General features: G+C 42.6%; 9 protein-coding genes. All 9 read left to right on the forward strand.

Going from position 1 to position 20,156, the window contains the following annotated elements:
• Window positions 1-39: 39 nt before the first annotated feature.
• The 9 genes from NST39_RS03640 to NST39_RS03680 are packed head-to-tail and all read left to right on the forward strand — an operon-like array spanning window position 40 to window position 20,156.
• On the forward strand, window positions 40-4,509 hold the full coding sequence (locus NST39_RS03640; RefSeq protein WP_341027146.1) for an amino acid adenylation domain-containing protein: 4,470 nt from the start codon (window positions 40-42) through the stop codon (window positions 4,507-4,509).
• Window positions 4,506-6,047 (forward strand): serine hydrolase domain-containing protein, encoded by a 1,542-nt coding sequence (locus tag NST39_RS03645; protein ID WP_341027147.1) that lies wholly within the window; start codon window positions 4,506-4,508, stop codon window positions 6,045-6,047. Before NST39_RS03640 ends, NST39_RS03645 begins: the two co-directional genes overlap by 4 nt.
• Entirely contained in the window at window positions 6,010-6,990 is a 981-nt protein-coding gene (locus NST39_RS03650) for a C39 family peptidase (RefSeq protein WP_341027149.1), read from the forward strand. Before NST39_RS03645 ends, NST39_RS03650 begins: the two co-directional genes overlap by 38 nt.
• Window positions 6,987-7,697: a thioesterase II family protein gene (locus tag NST39_RS03655; protein WP_126741176.1), complete on the forward strand. Its 711-nt coding sequence runs from the start codon at window positions 6,987-6,989 to the stop codon at window positions 7,695-7,697. The genes NST39_RS03650 and NST39_RS03655 overlap by 4 nt, the downstream gene beginning before the upstream one ends.
• On the forward strand, window positions 7,694-8,551 hold the full coding sequence (locus NST39_RS03660; RefSeq protein ID WP_126741175.1) for a 3-hydroxyacyl-CoA dehydrogenase family protein: 858 nt from the start codon (window positions 7,694-7,696) through the stop codon (window positions 8,549-8,551). The genes NST39_RS03655 and NST39_RS03660 overlap by 4 nt, the downstream gene beginning before the upstream one ends.
• Before the next feature lie 14 nt (window positions 8,552-8,565).
• On the forward strand, window positions 8,566-9,621 hold the full coding sequence (locus NST39_RS03665; RefSeq protein WP_126741174.1) for an HAD-IIIC family phosphatase: 1,056 nt from the start codon (window positions 8,566-8,568) through the stop codon (window positions 9,619-9,621).
• A 27-nt stretch (window positions 9,622-9,648) separates the two neighbouring features.
• Window positions 9,649-9,918 (forward strand): acyl carrier protein, encoded by a 270-nt coding sequence (locus NST39_RS03670; RefSeq protein WP_003214412.1) that lies wholly within the window; start codon window positions 9,649-9,651, stop codon window positions 9,916-9,918.
• A complete protein-coding gene (locus NST39_RS03675) occupies window positions 9,905-11,047 on the forward strand; it encodes an acyl-CoA dehydrogenase family protein (RefSeq protein ID WP_003214249.1) in 1,143 nt (380 codons plus the stop codon). Before NST39_RS03670 ends, NST39_RS03675 begins: the two co-directional genes overlap by 14 nt.
• A gap of 19 nt (window positions 11,048-11,066) precedes the next feature.
• Window positions 11,067-20,156: a non-ribosomal peptide synthetase/type I polyketide synthase gene (locus NST39_RS03680; protein ID WP_341027151.1), complete on the forward strand. Its 9,090-nt coding sequence runs from the start codon at window positions 11,067-11,069 to the stop codon at window positions 20,154-20,156.

Consider the following 20,156-nt stretch of genomic DNA (forward strand, 5'->3'; position numbering starts at 1 on the left):
GTAGAAATGTTAACTATATGAAAAGTAGAGGTGGCGTAATTGACTAATAGTTTAGCATATTGGCCATTAACACATCCGCAACGGCGCGTGATGAACATGGAAACATTTTATCCAGGAACACCGATCAATCATATTGGCGGTATCATTTTCGTCAATGGGCCATTGCAGCTCGATAAACTGAAGCAGGCCATTGCATCTTGTATCATGATGACAGAATCTCTTCGTCTCAAGCTAGTAGAGAAAGATGGTGAAACGCTTCAATACGTTGATCCAAACGCCGATAGCCCTATTCCTACCTATGAGTTTTCCACACATGAAGACATGCTAGAATGGGCCGAAAAAGCCTTCAAAACACCATTTCAATTAACAGAAACCTCTCTCGCCGAATTTGCTGTACTAAAAATCAGTGAACAACAATCTGGTTATTTCATCAAATGCCATCATACAGTAGCAGATGGATGGTCGATGAAAGTAATCATCGATAAAATTAGCCAGCTTTACACTGCTCTTACCCAAAGCTCCTCTATCGAACAAGAAGCAGACAATCATTCTGTATTTATTGATAAAGAATCAAAATATATGAACTCCCCAAGATTTAAAAAAGATCAGCAATTTTGGAAAGAAGCATTATCTGATGTGTCCGATAGTTATTTGGTACAGGGAACTGACCAAATCAAAGGCCATCGACAAAGCCATTACCTTGATCGACAACTCTCAGAACGAATCTATGAATTTATAGATGTCCATCATTGTTCAATCAACTCTTTATTTACTTTAGGACTCTTCGTCTACTTGCATAAAAGATATCAGCAAAAAGATTTTATTATTGGGACACCAGTTCTCAATCGTTCCGGACAAAAGGAAAAAGCCACGTCCGGTATGACCGTGAGTACAATGCCATATCGAATGAAGATCGATCCTCATCTATCTTTGTTAGAAAGTTTAACAGACGTTCAAAAAAGCTATAAGGCTTACTTCCTGCATCAGCGTTATCCCTATGATGCACTTGTCAAAGATTTAGAGCTTGCAAAAGCAGGGTATGATCAGCTTTTTCAAATCTATATCAACTCCTACAGCACCAATATGGTGCAGGAGATGGAAGGATACAAAGTTGAATACATAGAGCTTTACAATGGCTTCCAGCCATATGGCTTACAAGTTGCTGTGAAAGAATGGGATGAAAAAGGGCAAATCGAGCTTCAATATGACTACAAGATCTCAGATTACAGCAATGAAGATATCGACTTTCTACACGAAAGAATGCTTCTCTTCGTCGAAACGATACTCGCTCAGCCAAAGCAGCTGTTAAAAGACGTACTTCTCATGACAGAAGACGAGGAACATCGGGAGCTATATCAATGGAACGACACAAGCGTGCTGTTTCCACAGAAACAAAAAATCCATGAATTGATTACAGACATGTCAACGTCTTCTCCTGATCGAATTGCACTTCAGGACGGATCTCATAGCATGACATACGGTGAACTTGAGAGAAAAACCAATCAAATGGCGCATTTTCTTCAAACACATGGCTTACAAAGACATGACTTTGTTGCTGTATGTATGAATCATTCACCAGAACTGATTGTGCTGCTGCTGGGGATTTTAAAGGCTGGAGGCGCATATTTACCGATTGATCCTGAGTATCCGGAGGAACGCATTCAGTTTATTTTGGATGACAGCCAGGTAAAGCTGTTTTTCACAAATGACGCATCTTCATACCAATTTAATGGCGATACGTACAATATCAGCAGCGTGTGGAATCAGCTGGCTCAGTATAATCCGGAACATCCATTCACTGGGAATGCTGAAGACGTCGCATATATGATTTATACGTCTGGCTCTACAGGACAGCCAAAGGGAGTCATGATTGAGCACAGAAGCTTAGTGAACTATATCATGTCTGCCAAAACACACTATACTGATTCATCAGATGATCATTTTGCCTTGTATTCATCCATTGCGTTTGATTTAACCGTGACATCTATTTATACGCCATTGGTCATTGGCAGTACCGTGATGATCTATCGTCAAGAGGATCAGCCAGGCTTTTTATTAGAACATATTTTGCTTGATCAAAAAGCAAAAGTCATCAAGCTGACACCAGCTCATATGGCACTGTTAACTGATGCTGCACTTTCTCAATCAGTTGTGAAACGGATGATTGTGGGCGGAGAACAATTATCGACCGCTTTGGCCAAAAGAATCACAGAGGCAAGTGATGGAAGGATATCCATCTTTAATGAATATGGACCAACTGAAGCAACCGTTGGCTGTATGATTCATCAATTCCATCAAGATGATGGGGGGACATCTGTGTCAATTGGTGTACCAATGCCAAATACAGAGATTTACCTTTTAGATGAGCATCAGCAAGCCGTGCTGCCAGGGACAGTAGGAGAAATCTATATTTCAGGCGCGGGTGTTGGCAGAGGATATTGGCAAAGACCTGATTTGCAGGAATCGCGCTTTCTGCCCAACCCATTTGTAAACGACCGCCGCATGTATCGAACAGGTGATATCGCCACACGAGCAAATGATGGAAAGATTGATTACATTGGCAGAATTGATCATCAAATCAAGCTGCGAGGATACCGGATTGAGCTCGGTGAAATTGAACTTGCGCTTATGGCACTTGAAGAAGTTGATAAAGCAGCTGTCATTGATCTAACCGATGAATCTGGAGAAAAACAGCTGGCTGCCTATATTGAATTAAAAGAAAAAAAGATGACGTCCTTTTTACTTAGAAAGAAATTATCAGATCAGCTTCCAGCTTATATGGTACCGGCCTATTTTGTTGTACTAGATGAGCTCCCGCTTACCCAAAACGGAAAAATCAATCGGTCAGCACTGCCTGATCCAATGCTGTCCCAAGTGGAAACAGCCGTTGAATGGTCCAAGGAAACAGCGGACATTGAAGAGATCTTAGTAGATACAGCAAAAGACATTTTAGGACATAAAACAATCGAACCGGCTGATCATTTTTATCAGCTTGGCGGAGATTCCATTAAGGCGATTCAATTTATTGCGAAGTTAAAAGACAAAGGACTCTATTTAAAAACCAAGGATCTTTTTACTTACCCCATTTTTAGAGAAATGGCACAAGTCGTTCAGCAGGAACCTGTCATACATATCTCACAAGAGCAAGCTGTGGGTGATGTGAAATCGATTCCAATTATCGAATGGTTCTGGTCCCAACGGTTAAAAGATGAACATTTCTGGCATCAATCCATCATTGTTCATTCAAAGAAAAAGATGGATGAAACCATCGTGCAGGATGCTCTCAAAGAGCTCGTCACTCATCACGACGGACTAAGGTTAAAAGTACATGAGGCAACAAACACACTTTATTATGATGAAGACATTCAAGATATTCCGCTGATGGTACACGATTTCACGGCATTGTCAGAAGAGAATGTGGAAGAAGCGCTACAAGAAGTAGGATATCAGGTCAAGCAAAGGACTCATCTTTATCAAGGACCATTGATTCAGGCAGCACTTTGTCAAACTGATTCTCAATCACATCTCATTTTTGCCGCCCATCATCTATTAGCTGATGGTATGTCATGGCAAATTCTTGTGGAGGACTTGATTCAATTATTGCGTGCAGAGAAGGTCACAGCTGAAGTGCTTCCGCCTAAAACCCATTCCTATCAAACATTTGCCGAGCGGGTGAATCAGTATGCAGTATCAGAGGGTGTAAAAGAGTCGCTCAGCTATTGGCAAAAAGCGGTGCAGGATATTCAGCCTCTGTATCAAGTTTCTTCAAATGAAGGATATGTCAGAGACGAAATCAAATTAACCAAGGCATTATCAGTGGAACTCACAAATCAATTGCTCAATCAAGCGAATCAAGCGTATCAAACGCAGCCGCATGAACTGTTAATTTCAGCCTTGTCGCAAGCCTGTTATGAGCAAACGAATCAAGAGCGGATTTCTTTGGAATTAGAAGGTCATGGCAGGGATGCAGTAGAGGATGATATCGATGTATCTAGAACGTTTGGTTGGTTCACCACCATGTATCCTGTGAATGTTCATGTGTCTGAATCTCTCTCAGATCACATACGAACTATCAAAGAAATGATACGTGAAGTGCCAAATAAAGGTGCAGACTATGGGCTGTTGTCACTCATCAATAAGCAGCTTCCTCCTCATTCAGCGCCGCAATTACGTTTTAACTATCTAGGTGAAATTGATCAAGTGCTGAAACAATCATCTGATTATGAGATGTCTTACTTTACATCGGGGATTGATTCGTCATTGGATAATCCATTAACAACCGTCATCGATATGGTCGCTACCATCAAGGGCGGTCAGCTGATTTTCCATCTTTCTTTCAGCGAAAAACAGCTATGTGAAACAGACATGACGCAGCTATTACAAGCGGTAGAACAGCAAATTGAGCGTCTTGTACAGCATTGCTTAGAGAAAGAAGGAATCGAATTTACACCGTCTGATTTTGAAACAGTGGATATGTCTCTTGAAGAAATGGATTCATTATTTACATGAGGAAAAATCAGTATGTTATCTACATTTCATTTTTATTAGCGGTCTTATGGATAAGCAGCTTTGCCGGGGGGACACATGCAAAAGCAGTGATTTCATCTAAAGCCATTGATCAAGTGATAGAGGAACAGATGGAGCTTGGACGCATTCCAGGCATGTCCATTGTGGTTGTGAAAAAAGACGAAGTGGTGTACCAAAAAGGCTTTGGTTATGCGGATCGAAAGAAAAAGAAGCAAGTGACAGCCAGCACTTTCTTTGAAATTGGATCTACATCAAAGGCGTTTACCGCTCTTGCGATTGTGGAGTTAGAGAAGCAAGGGAAACTTCATTTAAAAGATCCGGTGAGCAACTATATTCCAGGTTTTTTTCCAACATACAATGGAAAGCCTCAGCGTTTAACGGTGGAGCAATTAATGCATCACACAAGCGGCATTCCCTTTCAATCCATTGCGCTTATCCAGCCTGATACTGCAAAGGATGCGTTGAAAAAAACAGTTGATCAGCTGAAATCAATCGAGCTTAATCGTAAGCCAGGCAGCTCCTTTGAATATGCGACCATCAACTATGATGTCCTTGGTCTCATCATTGAAAATGTAACAGGAACATCGTATGAGGCCCATATGAAGGAACTGTTTAAAAGGCATCATCTTGACCAAACAGAGGCTGGGCTAAAACGGATGACATCCGGTGCTGTCTCAGAAGGGTTTAAACTGCAATTCCTTGCTCCGCATGCTTATGAAGCACCAGAATATCGAGGCAATACGCCTGCAGGCTATATTGTGATGAATAGTCAGGATGTGGGGACTTGGCTGCAATATCAATTGACCGATTCAACTTGGTCTCGCTTTGTAAAAAATCCTGATCACTTAACTGTGAATGTCCCAGAAGAAGGGAAGCATGTCTATTACAATGCCGGCTGGTATATAGAAAAGGCGCATGAGCAGGTAGACTCGCTTTTTCATGCAGGCTCTAACCCAAACTATTCATCATTTTTTCTGATCCAGCCAAAAGAAGAGATTGCGATCGGAGTGTTAGCGAATATGAATAGCAGCTACACAGAGCAAACGGCACGTCTTATTGCGAAAACGATCACGGGTGCAAATGAAGAAGCAGAGTCATCAATGGATCCTTTTCAGCTCATCGATCAATTGAGTCTTGGGGCCACATGTCTTTTCATATTGCTGCAAATAGTGTCTATCGTTCGTTTTATCAAGTGGAAAAAGCGTGTAAAAAACGGCGCTTTCGTTCGCAGGGACATGTCACTTGGCATCTGGCTGAAAAGTAGCGGCTGGGTGCTGCTGCTAATTGGGATATTGATCCTGCCAATCATTGTTGCGCAGCTAGCCTTTAATGGGCTGCCTTGGAAAATGACTTTTGTATGGGGACCTTCCTCTCTCATTGAATTAGCAATTTCTTATTATTTGTTTTTCATTTGGTTTTGTACGATTGGTTTCATCAAAGGATTTATGGTGACATCTCCTGCTGGAAAGAGAGGAAAAAAAGATGACCTTCAAACAGATTTCGGGCATTCATCCTTATAATGATTTGTTTTATCGTAGCTGTTTTTTCAATTGCTTTTTTCCAATTGTGAAGCTGCATGATCAAGAAGTTTTTCCATACTTATTAAATGATCAATTTGCCTACGGGCTTACAGAGAATGGCTTGCTACAGATTGACTGGATGTCGGCACACGATCCAGAAAAGATTATGAATTTACAAGGCATTCAAGTGGAAAAAATGACGTATTGTCCCAACCTCATTGAAAAGGTCAAACAAGATGTGAGGCGTGACCGCCCGGTAATTGTATGGGTAGACCCCTACGTTCAGCGAGGCAGAAAAGAGTATTTGACAACCCATAGCCGTCATTCCATTTTAATGATTGGATTCGATGAAAATCAGCAAATCTTTCAAGTATTAGAGAATCGGCATTTAGATAATTTGTCTTATGAGCATCAAGTGCTGTCATTTAAAGATGTACAGAAAGGATATGACACCTTTCATGATCATTTTCAGCCGAATGATCAATTTCATTCCTATGCGGCCTTCTACTTTGATCCAGACAAACTCTCGACTGAGTTATTTGATCAAAAAACGACTTATTTCCTGAGAAATATGCATGGTCAGATTGACGTAATAGAAAAAGGAATCACAGCTCTTGAAACATTTTATGAGCAGTTTTCGCAATGGGATGATATCGAGAAGCTCGTGGCGTCGTTCAATCAGATCATCAATACGAAGAAAATAGAGCTGTATCGGCTGAATCTCATCAAAGGCGATCTACCTGAGCTGGTGGGATGGATGGAACGTATTTTAGCAGAATGGGAGAAAGCAAGGCATCAGGCAGCAAAACTCCTTTTTTCAGGTGAGATGTCTAGTAGGTACCAAGCCAATATCACAGCCTCTTTAGAACAAATCATCCATGATGAAAAACATTGGCTGGAAGTGTTGGCAATCAAATGCAAAAGGGAGTGTGGCGTGTCGTGAAGTTATTTTGTTTACCGTACGCAGGTGGAGCCAGTACCGTATTCAGTACGTGGAAATCTTATATAGACCGGTCGATAGAAATTCATGCACTTGAACTCCCTGGGCACGGGACAAGAATGACAGAGCCTGTACTAACCGATTTACAGCAGGTCGCAGATGATCTATATGTACAGGCGTCCTCCTCCTTAAAAGAAGGAGAGCCCTATGCCATGTTCGGTCATAGCATGGGAGCCGTCCTTGCATATGAATTACAAAAAAGAATGAAAACAAGGTTAAACAGAGAGCCTGTCCATGTCTTTTATTCTGGGCGCTTTCCACCACATATTCCAGAAAAGAAAGTCTATCATCAGCTGTCAGATTCCAAATTAAAAGAAGCGATCATTGCGATGGGAGGCGTTCCAGAGGAACTTGCTGATAACCATGCAGTGCTTGATTTCTTTCTGCCGATTTTAAGAGCAGATTTTCAGCTTTTGGAGACCTATTTGTGTGATGAAGTCGTTCCGGTTGCTTGTCCAATTTCTATTTTTTATGGTACACGTGATTTGCCTTCTGTGCTGTTCGATTTAGACGATTGGGTTCAATATACAAGCGAAGATTGTGCGTTTTTCGAATTCGATGGAGATCACTTTTTTATTCATTCATTCACAAATGAAGTTGTAGAAAAAATCAATGTCATTTTAAAGCGAATTGGAGTGTTGGAGAAATGAACACGAAGCACGTAGGCGTGATTGGAGCAGGTGTCATGGGGGCTGATATGGCATTAGACCTTTCAGCAAATGGCTATCAAGTCACATTAGTTGATGTCACAGAAGAAAAGTTAAACGAAGCGCTAGAAAAAATTAAGAAGACCTATCAATTGGTTCAATTTGTGAGAAAGAAGAAAATCTCATTGTCTTTAGAAGATGTATTGTCTCAAATCCAACTGTCAACTTCACTTGAAGGATTACATGACGCGCATATCGTCATTGAAAATGTGACGGAAGATTGGGAGATTAAAAAACCTATTTATGAAGAGCTACGAGGTATTTGTGCGAAAGAAACCATCTATTTTGTAAACACAAGCTGTATCTCCATCACAAAGGTAGGGTCCCTTATGCATCACCCTGAGAATGTCATTGGGGCGCACTTTATGAACCCTGTTCCTCTCAAAGCGTTAGTTGAAGTCATTAGAGGAAAAGCAACTTCTGATGGCACAGTGGAAACGGCAAAAGATTTCTTGAAATCGTTTGATAAAACACCAGTTGTGGTGCATGATTTTCCGGGATTTGTTTCCAACCGTGTGCTGATGCTGACAATCAATGAAGCGATTTGGGCGGTGCAAGATCAAGTCGCCACGCCAGCGGATGTCGATAAAATTTTCCGCGGAGGTTTCGGTCATAAAATGGGACCACTTGCGACGGGAGACTTAATTGGGCTTGATACGATTTTGAATTCATTGCTTGTTTTATACGAGAGCTACAAAGATCCGAAGTTCCGTCCATGTCCTCTGCTAGTCAAAATGGTTGATGCAGGCGAGTACGGCAAAAAATCAGGCAAGGGCTTTTTCCAATATGACATGTGAGAGGAGAATAACCAATGGCTAAGCAAATCAAGTGTGTTGTCTGGGATTTAGATCATACATTATGGGATGGAATTTTACTTGAGTCAGATGAAGTGACGTTAAAACCATCGATGAAGGAAGTACTAACAGAGTTAGATGAGCGCGGCATCCTTCTTTCTATAGCAAGCCGGAATGATGAAACAGCCGTGAAGGAAAAGCTTTCTGCCTTCGGAATCGAACATTTCTTTCTCTATCCAGAGATTCATTGGAATGCCAAATCTAGTTCATTAGAGAGAATCAGTCAGCGCTTAAATATTCATAAAGATACCATTCTCTTTATTGATGATCAGCCGTTTGAACGAGAAGAAGTGAAGGCTGTTCATCCAGAGATTACGTGCTGGGATGCAGTGGATTATCTGTCATTACTCACTGATGATCGCCTGCGTCCAGTCTTTATCACAGAAGATGCTAGACGACGCAGAAGAATGTACTTAGAAGCGGACAAAAGGCAGCAGGAAGAAGAGAAATATGAAGGGCCGCCTGAGAAATTCTTGGCGTCTTTACATATGAAATTCGTGATATCAGAAGCAGGAGAACAAGACCTCCAGCGTGCTGAAGAATTGACTGTCCGTACCAATCAATTAAATGCGAGCGGGAAAACCTACGATTATGAAGAGCTTGATTTCTTCCGTCAATCAGATTCTCACTTACTGCTTGTCTGTGAACTTGAAGATAAATTCGGTTCATATGGAAAAATTGGACTCTCATTAATAGAAGAAAAAGGTGACACATGGCATGTCAAACTGCTGCTGATGTCTTGCCGCGTCATGTCTCGTGGTGTCGGGACCATCTTACTTACAACGATTTTGCAAGAAGCGAAAAAGCGAGGAAAGCGGCTTGTCGCTGACTTTAAACAAACCGACCGAAACCGCATGATGTACATCACATATAAGTTTGCCAATTTCAAAGAAATCGAGAAGGGGGAGAACGGCTATATCTTGTTTGAGAATGATTTAAGCATGATTCAGCCTTTCCCAGAATACGTAGATGTCAATATTGAATTAAATCAGAAAGACCCGGCCAAACAATAAAAAAGCGAAAAGCGAGGAGATTAAATCATGAACCTACACGAACAAGTAAGAGCCTATATCGAGCAAAACCTAGTGGTATTTGATGAGGAAATTGAGCTTGGAAATGATGATCATATTTTTGAACAAGGCTTTGTGAATTCTCTATTTGCGATGAAACTAGTGAACTATATCGAACATGACTTTCAATTCCAATTAGATAACGAAGACCTCGACATTGCTCATTTTAGTACCGTCAATCGCATTGTCGCCTTAATTGAGAGAAAACAACAGGGGGCGGCTCTTCATGAAAACAGCTGAACAAACGATCAATGCCATTGAAGAAATACGACAGTATTGCGATGAACATATCCGTCCGTTTGCCAATGAATTCGATGAGACGGAACATTTGCCAGAGTCGCTGATTCGAGATATGGCGAAACGAGGCTACTTGGCAGCAGGTATCCCGTCTTCCTATCAAGGGCTGGGGCTTGATCCAATCGCATATGGACAGTTTACGGAACAAGTGGGAAAAGCTTGCTGTAATGTCCGGACATTATTGACAGTGAATTCACTTGTAGGAGAAGCCATTCTTCGTTATGGAACAGAAGATCAAAAACAAGGCTGGCTCGTTGAATTAGCTAAAGGAGAAAAAATCGGTGCCTTTGCTTTGTCAGAGCCGAATATTGGTTCAGATGCCAATCATGTTGAAACAAGCTATCAAAAGGAAGGACAATCCTATGTATTAAATGGGAAGAAAAAGTGGATTTCCTTTGGAGCGATTGCCGATTTCTTTATTGTGATTGCAAGAGACGGTGAACAAGTCACGGCATTCCTTGTCGATCGAGATCAGCCGGGTGTAGAGATTGAGAGAATTACAGGAATGATGGCCAACCGAGCGTCATATTTAGCGGAAATCACCCTCGATCATGTCCAGGTGCATGAAGACTGTGTCTTAGGACCAGTTGGGGGCGGATTTAACCATGTGGTGTCACTCGCATTAGACCATGGAAGATACAGTGTCGCTTGGGCAGGGCTTGCCATTGCACAAGAAGCCGTTGATTCTCTTGTTACGTATTCACGTAAAAGAACACAATTTAATGAGAAATTGTACAAGCATCAAATGATCAAAGGCATGATCGGAGATGCGGTGACCCAGCTCCATGCAGCGAGAGCCTTATGCCTAAAGGCTGGGGAAATGAGAGAAGCGAATCATCCTGATGCAATCACAGAAACATCCATTGCAAAATATTTCACCTCTAAAATCGCTGTTGACATTACAAATACAAATGTCCAAATTCATGGCGGAAGTGGATTTAGCCGGGAAAACTCAGCTTCAAGACTATATCGTGAAGCGAAGGTGCTTGAAATTATTGAAGGAACTTCGCAAATTCAGCAACAGGTTATTGCTAACTATGGTTTACGCCATTATTTCGTGAAACATTCTTAGAGAGAAAGGAGATGATCCCATGGCTTTACAGCCGCAGAAGCTGGATAAACAGAACATTGAAAATATGTTAGCTATCACTACGATCCAAGAGGGACTGCTGTTTCATCATTTAATGGAACCGAACGGAACAGCTTATTTTGAACAACTGCTGATCGAAATAGACGGACGGATAGATCGAGACATTTTTGAACAATCATGGACGAATGTCACCAAACAGCATGAAATGCTTAGAACATTGTTCAGATGGCAGGAACTCGCAAGACCAGTACAAATTGTGCTGAAGGAGCATCAGCCAGACATTCGATACCGTGATTTGACAAAAGCGAAGGAGCCTCTTCATGTGCTGAAAGAGGAGGTGACGGCTCAGAACCGAGAAGAACGCTTTGATCTGCAGGAAGTCCCATTTCGTCTGACGTTATGTGAAGTGAATGATGAAGTCAGCTGGGTTCTCATTAGCTTCCATCATATTTTATTAGACGGATGGAGCCTTGGGATTGTATTAAGCGATTGGATGAGTGCATATGAGCGCTTATCGAATGGGGACAAACCTCTTTTGGAACAAAGACCGTCCTACCAATCCTTTGTCAAATGGCAGCAGAAAAACCTTCAACAGACAGAAGCACAAGCCGCCTATTGGAAAAATGTTTTCAACGGTTGGAGTTATGCAGAACTGCTTCCGAAGTCAAGCGGCGCACATGAAAATTCAGAAGTGTTTCATCAATATGAACATCAAGTGGATACTTCCATTGCGGAGAGCTTGAGCAAATTCACGAATCAATATGACGTGACGCTGGCATCTGTAATGTATACGCTGTGGGGAGTTTTGCTATCTAAGTATGCGAACCAAGATGATATTGTCTTTGGGACAACAGTCTCAGGGAGAAATGCGGATGTCCCTCATATTGAAAAGATGACTGGATTGTTCATTAACACATTACCGCTGCGGGTCTCATTCGAACAAGAGCGGCCAATTCTTGAACAGATGCAGGAAGTGAGCCGTGAGATCGCTGTAAGAAATGAATATGAACATACCCCGCTATCTGACTTAAAGAAATATGCAGGAATGACTGCAGAGCAATCATTATTTGATTCAATCGTCGTCATTGAAAACTATCCACTAGATCAAATGCTCACGAAAAACGATCAGCCAATTCGTATTCGTGGATTTGAGATGACTGAGCAGACAGAATTCGATCTCACGCTTAGTGTTCAGGCGTTTGATGATCAGCTGCACTTTTCATTGGTGTATAACCCCGTCAGCTTTTCAACTGAACAAATCGAAAAGTGGTGTCAGCATTTTCTTCATCTCCTGTCTGATGCATGTGCACATCCGCACAAATCTGCTGCTCAACTACAGCTGCTATCAGAAAAAGAGAAAGAAAAGCAGTTAGCGGTCTTCAAGCAATATGGCGGAGCAACATCTAGCAATGAGCCAACCGTGATTGACCTATTTGAAGAACAAGTAGAGCGAACGCCAGCGGCAGCCGCAGTTGAGTTTGGCGATACGACGGTTACATATGAACAACTCAATAAGAGAGTGAACCAGCTCGCACATTATTTACAAAACAAAGGGGTCAAACAGGAGCAGCGTGTCGGCATTTTAGCAGAGCATTCCATTGAAATGGTGATAGCATGCTTAGCGATCTTAAAAGCTGGCGGTGCTTACGTGCCGATTGATCCTGAATATCCGCAGGAACGAATAGAATATCTATTAGAAGACAGCGGAGTAGAATGGCTCTTAACCCATCCAATGAAAGAGCTCACCTATGCCTATCATGGAGAAAAAATTGATATCACACAGCCGGATCTATACACCGGACCATCAGACAACTTGGCAGAAGCCATCACCTCAGACCAAACAGCCTACTGCATTTATACATCAGGTACGACAGGAAGACCTAAAGGTGTACTCATTCATCATCTTGGCTTAGCCAACTATATTGATTGGGCGAAGCAAGTATATGTTCGAGGAGAAACAAGGCATTTTGCATTGTATACTTCACTGTCCTTTGACCTGACGGTTACTTCTATTTTCACGCCGCTCATTTCAGGAAATACCATCATGATTTATCACCATGAAAACCGGCAGCTGCTTGTCGAAGACATCATAAAAGACAATCGCGTACATGTGATGAAACTGACACCATCTCATTTACAGTTTATTAAGCATTTGTCTTTCCCAGACAGCCAAATGAAATGTTTCATTTTAGGCGGAGAACAGCTGGAAACATCTTTAGCGAAATCCATTCAGCAGTCCTTCCCGCAGCCAATTGAAATTGTGAATGAATATGGACCAACTGAAACGGTCGTTGGCTGCATGATTCATCGATATGACCAGGACCTTGATCAAGACGTGTATGTACCGATTGGAAAGCCTGCACAGCATACAGATATTCTTCTGTTTGACAGACATATGAATCTCATGCCGGAAGGAGCCGTCGGTGAATTATATATTGGCGGAAAAGGTGTCGCAAAAGGCTATTTGAATCGCCCAGAACTAACCGAAGAAAGATTTGTCGACCATCCTTTCCAGCCGGGTGAAAAAATTTATAAAACAGGTGATGCAGCCCGCATTCTCCCTAATGGGCTCATTCAATTTTTAGGTCGAAATGATGATCAAGTGAAGCTGAGAGGCTACCGGATTGAAACTGGTGAGATTGAATTTTGGTTGAATGAACAGCCAGGAATAAAAGCAGCAGCTGTTGTTGTAAAGCCAGATGTTTCTGGTACACCATGTTTGGCCGCATATGTTGTCACGACAGCCATACTTGATCAAGAGGCAATAAAACAAGCGTTGGCTGATCAACTGCCGGATTATATGATCCCAACTCACTTTGTTCAATTGGACGATATGCCGCTGACTGCCAATGGCAAACTAGATAAACGAGCTTTACCTGCTTTGAAACAGGCGCAGCAAACGAAAAAACAGGCGGGCTCGGACCATCTTTCTGATACGGAGAAAGTCATTCAAGACATTTGGAAAAAGGTCCTCGGCTTAGAAGAGGTAAGTGTCCATGACAAATTCTTTGATATTGGCGGGCATTCACTCAATTTGATCCACGTCAATCAACAGCTCGCTAAGCAATTGAATCAAAGCATTCCAATGGTCGAAATGTTCCGCCGTCCAACGATTAGAGAGCTTGCCGCATATTTAAGCGGCGATTCAGAGCAGGCAGCGGCAGGCGCGCAGCCTGTGAAACAAAAGACAAGAAAAGCCAATGAGCCGATTGCCATTATTGGAATGGCTGGTAAATTCCCTGGCGCGAAAAATGTTGAGGCATTTTGGCGAAATTTGAAGAATGGAGAAGAATCAATTTCCTTCTTTTCCGATGAAGAACTGCTTGAAGCTGGTATTGACCGTCAAACCTTCGAGCGATCTGATTATGTGAGGGCAAAGGGTGTCATTGATGGACCTGATTTATTTGATGCATCCTTCTTCGGTTATTCGCCAGGTCAGGCAGAAATGATGGATCCTCAAATACGCCTCCTGCATGAGTACGCCTATAAGGCGCTGGAAGATGCGGGGTATGTGCAAGAAGATTATACGGGGAAGGTCGGTTTGTTTACTGGGTCCACTTCGAACTTCCAATGGATTCAGCGTTTTGCCGCTTCCCTTGATAGCAGCATGTCAGAGCTGTTTGAAGTGGGTTCACTCAATGATACGTATACCGTCAGTACAAGAATTGCCCATAAATTGAATTTGAAAGGACCGGCGCTTACGCTGCAAACCGCTTGTTCAACTTCTTTGGTCGCCTTGCATTTGGCTTGTCAATCCATTGCAAATGGTGATTCAGATGTAGCTCTTGCGGGAGGTGTGTCGATCCTGCACCCAGTGAAATCAGGCTACGTTTATCAACAGAACATGGTGAAATCAAGCGATGGCCATTGCCGCGCCTTTGACGATCAAGCGGATGGAACTGTTGGCGGAGATGGTGTTGGTCTTGTTGCTTTAAAAGCACTGAGTGAAGCCATAGAAGATGGTGACCATATTTATGCGGTTATTAAGGGCTCTGCCATCAACAATGATGGTGATCAAAAGGTTGGTTTCAATGCTCCGAGCGTCGAAGGACAGACACGTGTCATTCAGGATGCCCTGCATCAAGCAGATGTTTCACCAGATACGATTGAATATGTGGAAACACATGGAACTGGCACATCACTTGGTGATCCGATTGAAATAGAGGCGCTCACAAAGGCTTTCGAAACAGAGAAAAAACAATTTTGCCGCATTGGGTCTGTGAAAACAAATATTGGACATTTAGATGCAGCGGCAGGAGCAGCTGGCTTGATCAAAGCTGTGCTTTCGCTTCAGCATCACACATTTGTACCTAGTCTACACTTCAAAAAAGCCAATGAAAACATTGCATTTGAACATAGCCCTTTCTTTGTCAACACTGAGCTGATCGACTGGAAGCAGCCAGCTTCCCATTTGCGGCGGGCTGGGGTGAGCTCATTTGGAATGGGTGGAACGAATGCACATGTCATTTTAGAAGAAGCACCACAAAGAGATCGTCAGCAAATGCCTCGTTCTGCTGAGCTGCTTGTTCTTTCAGCAAAGAGCAAAACGAGCTTGGAACGAATGAAAGACAAACTCGCAAGCCAAATAGAAAACACGCCTTCTATCAATTTGGCAGACGCAGCTTATACGCTGCAAACAGGAAGACAATCCTTTGATTTCCGTCAGGCATTTGTTGCGGCAAACAGAGAAGATGCTCTAAGAGTATTAACAGAAAAGCAAGGCAAGGGCATTGGAAAGCTCATGCATTCGCATGTGGAGAAGCAAAAGATTATTTTTATGTTTTCTGGACAAGGCAATCAATATCTCAATATGGGATTAGATTTGTACCGAGAAGAGCCTTACTTTAAGAAGCAAATGGATGCTTGTTTTCAAGCATATGAAGAAGCAACAGGACGAAGTCTTGCCCGTATTCTGTACCCATTAGCGGCTGAAACAGAAAAGGCACGTGAACAATTGGCAAGTACTCAATATGCACAGCCAGCCATTTTTGCCATTGAATATGCCTTATCCATGCTTTTCATTGAATGGGGCGTTCGTCCTGATGCAATGATCGGCTATAGCTTTGGCGAATTAACAGCAGCCGCCATATCAGGGCTATTCAGCTTAAAGGACGCAATGTCCATGGTCGCCTATCGTGCGAATGCGATGCAGTCGTCACCACCCGGCGTCATGATGAGTGTTCCATTACCTGAGGCAGAGCTCAAACCGATGCTTCCAAAAGATATTTCTCTCGCGGTTGTCAATGATTCATCATGTATCGTGTCAGGTCTAGAAGAGGCGATAAGTGAATTTGAACAAGAGCTGAAAAGCAACAGATTGATGTGTATGCGATTAGGTGGAACCATTGCCGCCCACTCACATGTCATGAAGGAGGCAGCGGAGCAATTCGGAGAAAAATTAACGCATATGAAAGCCAAGTCGCTTCGTATTCCATTCATTTCGAATTTGTCAGGAGATTGGATGACAGATACGAGTGCGAAAGATATGTCTTATTGGAAAAGGCATATGACCGATACAGTTCGCTTTGCTGAAGGTATCACAAATCTTTTACAAGAGGACAATATTCAATTAATTGAGATTGGCCCAGGACAAGATTTAAGCGTGATGGTCAACCGGTCGCTGAACGGTCTGAACCAGCATGTATGTCATGTGTTAAGACATGCAAAACAAGATGTGACGGATACTGAATTTTTACTTAGTCAAATGGGACGTCTATGGACAAACGGATTATCTATTGATTGGGACAGGTTCCATCTAAACCGTCAGCCGCGGAAAATGCCGCTGCCAACGTATGCGTTTGATCAAACCTCCTATTGGTATGATGCAGCAGATCGTGTGAAACAAGAAAAACCAAAGCAGTCTGGACGAAAGCAGCAAATGGATGAATGGTTCTATACCCCTCATTGGGAAGCGGATCTTTTACCTTGCGTGCCATCAGAAGATACATCTGGCGGAGCCTTGCTTTTGTTTGCAGATCCATCTGCTTTTGGAGAGAAGATTGCGGCTGAGCTCATGACGAAACGGAACGAGTCCGTAGTGGTTCGTAAAGGAAATGAATTTACGAAGCATGACGAAAAAAGCTATACCATTCGGTCACATGAGCCATCTGATTATGAAAGGCTCATATCAAATCTGGCAGATGATGAAATCAACGTGTCAAAAGTTTGTCATCTATGGGGGCTTTCAGAACGACACACATCTCACACGGAAGAAGAATGGGTGAAGCAAACGCAGCAAGATGCTTATTACTCCTTGCTTTATATCGGCCAGGCACTGAAAAAATATGTGTTGGACCAAAAGGTGTCAATTACAGTTCTTTCCTCATTGACGTATGCCGTTGGCGGTGAGCCTGTACTTTATCCTGAAAAAGCGATCCATCTAGGGCCTGCGATGGTGATTTCACAAGAAACACCGAACTTACGTTACCGCATTCTTGATATCGATCGCCCAGTGGAAAATGGGGTTCAAGAAAAGAGATTGCTAAAGCAAATAAGCGATGAGCTAGATCGAGCGTATGGACAGCTTCTCACGGTCTATCGACGAAATAAGCGATATGTGAAAAAGTATGCGAATAGTTCAGTTCCCGAAATGGGACAGGCTCATTTGGCTAAAAAAGATGGTGTATACATTTTAATTGGCGGACTTGGATTTATTGGATTGAATATCGCCCAGACTTTGGCCGAGCAAACGAAGGGAACATTGATCTTAACGAGCAGGTCTGGACTCCCTGATAGAAGCAAGTGGCAAGAATGGCTGTCTACGCATGATGATCAGGATCCAACAAAGAAAAAAATCCAAAAGGTACTGGCACTGGAAGAGACAGGCGCAGACGTTCTCATTCAGAAAGTAGACGTTCGTCACAAGGAAGATATCCAGCAATTGATCAACACAGTGGATGCGTCATATGGGCAGATCGATGGCGTGATCTATGCAGCTGGAGTGACAGGCGACCAATCTTTCCAGGTGATGGAGCAAACAGATGTCACATTTTCAGAGCCGCATTTTGAAGCGAAGATGAATGGTGTGCTTCATCTTGATGCCGCCTTAGGAGATCGATCCCTTGATTTCTGTTTTGTCCTGTCATCTTTGTCACCGATCTTGGGTGGACTCGGTTTTACAGCCTATACAGCTGTGAATCATTTCATCGATGCGTATGTGTATGAACGCAATCTACGTTCAGAAACACAGTGGTCTGTCATTAGTTTTGACGGCTGGGAATTTGAGCAAGGGAAGCAGCTTGATCTTCCAATCGGAGATGATGTCACCGAAACGTTAATTACAGAAAAAGAAGGAAGAATGATCTTTGAACGATTGCTTTCGCTGGATCAAGTGGAACAAATGGTTATTTCGACAACATCTTTACATGATCGTATTCACCGATATGTAGACCGTTTATCCCGTGAGGAAGAGAGCGGCGGAGAGAATGAACAAGATGGAAACTTGTATTCTCGTCCAGCGCTTTCCACGAATTATGCGGCACCTGAAACGGAGCTGGAGAAGGCATTAAGTCAACGTTGGCAAGCATTCTTTAAGATTGATGAAATTGGCATAGATGATCATTTCTTTGAAATGGGTGGAGATTCTCTAAAGGCGATTACGTTCATTGGCATCATTCATCGTGCATTTAGTGTAGAGCTGACGCTGCCACAATTTTTCCAAATCCCTACGATACGATTAATGGCAGCATATATCGATCAAGCAGATACTGCTATTTATCATGCGATTGAAAAAGCCGAAGTGAAGGAGCATTATCCTCTGTCGTCTGCGCAAAAACGGTTGTATCTCATGCAGCAAATGGATGTAAACAGCACAGGATACAACGAGTTTAAAGCGGGACGAATCAAAGGGAAACTCGATATTAGCAGGTTGGAATGGGCATTTCAGCAGCTTATTAAGAGACACGAAAGTTTGCGGACAGCGTTTGTACTAGAGAATGGCGTCCCTTATCAAAAGATTGAAGAAGAGGTACCATTTGCAGTCACATTATTTGACCTCACTAACGGATCGACACAAGGATCTGAGGAAGATCAAAAACAAGTGATTGAACAATTTTTGACTGCCTTTACGTTAAGTGAGGCTCCATTGATGAGAGTCGGCGTGATGAAGCTGGCAGAAGAGGAATTCGTACTTATGCTAGACATGCACCACATTATCTCAGACGGTCTTTCTCAAGATATTTTGGTCAATGACTTTATGCAGTTATATGACGGTAGGACGCTTGAGCCTCTCGCTCTGCAATATAAAGATTTTTCAGAATGGCAAAATGACTTGCTTGCGTCGGAAGCACTGAAAGAATCGAGTGATTACTGGAAAAACCGTTTAGAGGGTGCCTCGCTTCTTGATCTGCCAACAGATTTCGATCGGCCGGAAGTGAGGCAATTCCGCGGCGGACATTATACGTTCCATATAGAAGAAGCGGAGCTGAACGCGTTTAAGCAGGTGATTTTAAAGGAAGACGCCACACTGTTTATGGGTTTGTTAAGTGTATATCAGATTTTGCTTCATAAATTAAGCGGACAATCAGATATCACGGTCGGGGTTCCGGTAGCAGGGAGAAAACAAGAGGAGCTGCAGCAAGTGATCGGTATTTTTGTCAATATGCTACCACTTCGTTTGTATCCTAAAGCAGAGCTGACGTACCAGCAATTCCTACAGGATGTGAAAGCACATGTCATCGATGATTTCGGACATCAAGACTATCAATATGAACAAATGGTTCAAGATCTCCAGTTAAGCCGGAGTGTCAGCCGGAATTTATTGTTTGATGCTGTGTTTGCCTTGCAAAATATGAATCAGCCAGAACTGAAGGTAGGCGGCTTAACCTTTAGTGATTATCCGTATGAGACAGGAACGTCACGCTTTGATTTACTCTGGATTGCGTATGAGCAGGAAGACGGTCTTTCTTCAACGATTGAATATAATACTGAGCTTTTCACAGAGGAAACCATCGAGCGGATTGCGGGCTTGCTGAAAGACATCATGCGGTCTGTTTCAGTAGATGCTGTAAGAATAGAGGAGATCGAACTGACTTCTTCATTCGAGCAATTAGATGACGTATCTCTTTTCGAATTAGATGACTTGAAAATATAA

Source organism: Bacillus sp. FSL W8-0645, assembly GCF_038007905.1.
Taxonomy (GTDB): domain Bacteria; phylum Bacillota; class Bacilli; order Bacillales; family Bacillaceae; genus Bacillus; species Bacillus pumilus.

Bases quoted from the DNA above. Each gene is read 5' to 3' on its own strand.
- NST39_RS03660 (WP_126741175.1), top strand. From the start codon at position 7,694: ATGAACACGAAGCACGTAGGCGTGATTGGAGCAGGTGTCATGGGGGCT.
- NST39_RS03670 (WP_003214412.1), top strand. From the start codon at position 9,649: ATGAACCTACACGAACAAGTAAGAGCCTATATCGAGCAAAACCTAGTG.
- NST39_RS03680 (WP_341027151.1), top strand. From the start codon at position 11,067: ATGGCTTTACAGCCGCAGAAGCTGGATAAACAGAACATTGAAAATATG.
- NST39_RS03675 (WP_003214249.1), top strand. From the start codon at position 9,905: ATGAAAACAGCTGAACAAACGATCAATGCCATTGAAGAAATACGACAG.
- NST39_RS03650 (WP_341027149.1), top strand. From the start codon at position 6,010: ATGACCTTCAAACAGATTTCGGGCATTCATCCTTATAATGATTTGTTT.
- NST39_RS03665 (WP_126741174.1), top strand. From the start codon at position 8,566: ATGGCTAAGCAAATCAAGTGTGTTGTCTGGGATTTAGATCATACATTA.
- NST39_RS03645 (WP_341027147.1), top strand. From the start codon at position 4,506: ATGAGGAAAAATCAGTATGTTATCTACATTTCATTTTTATTAGCGGTC.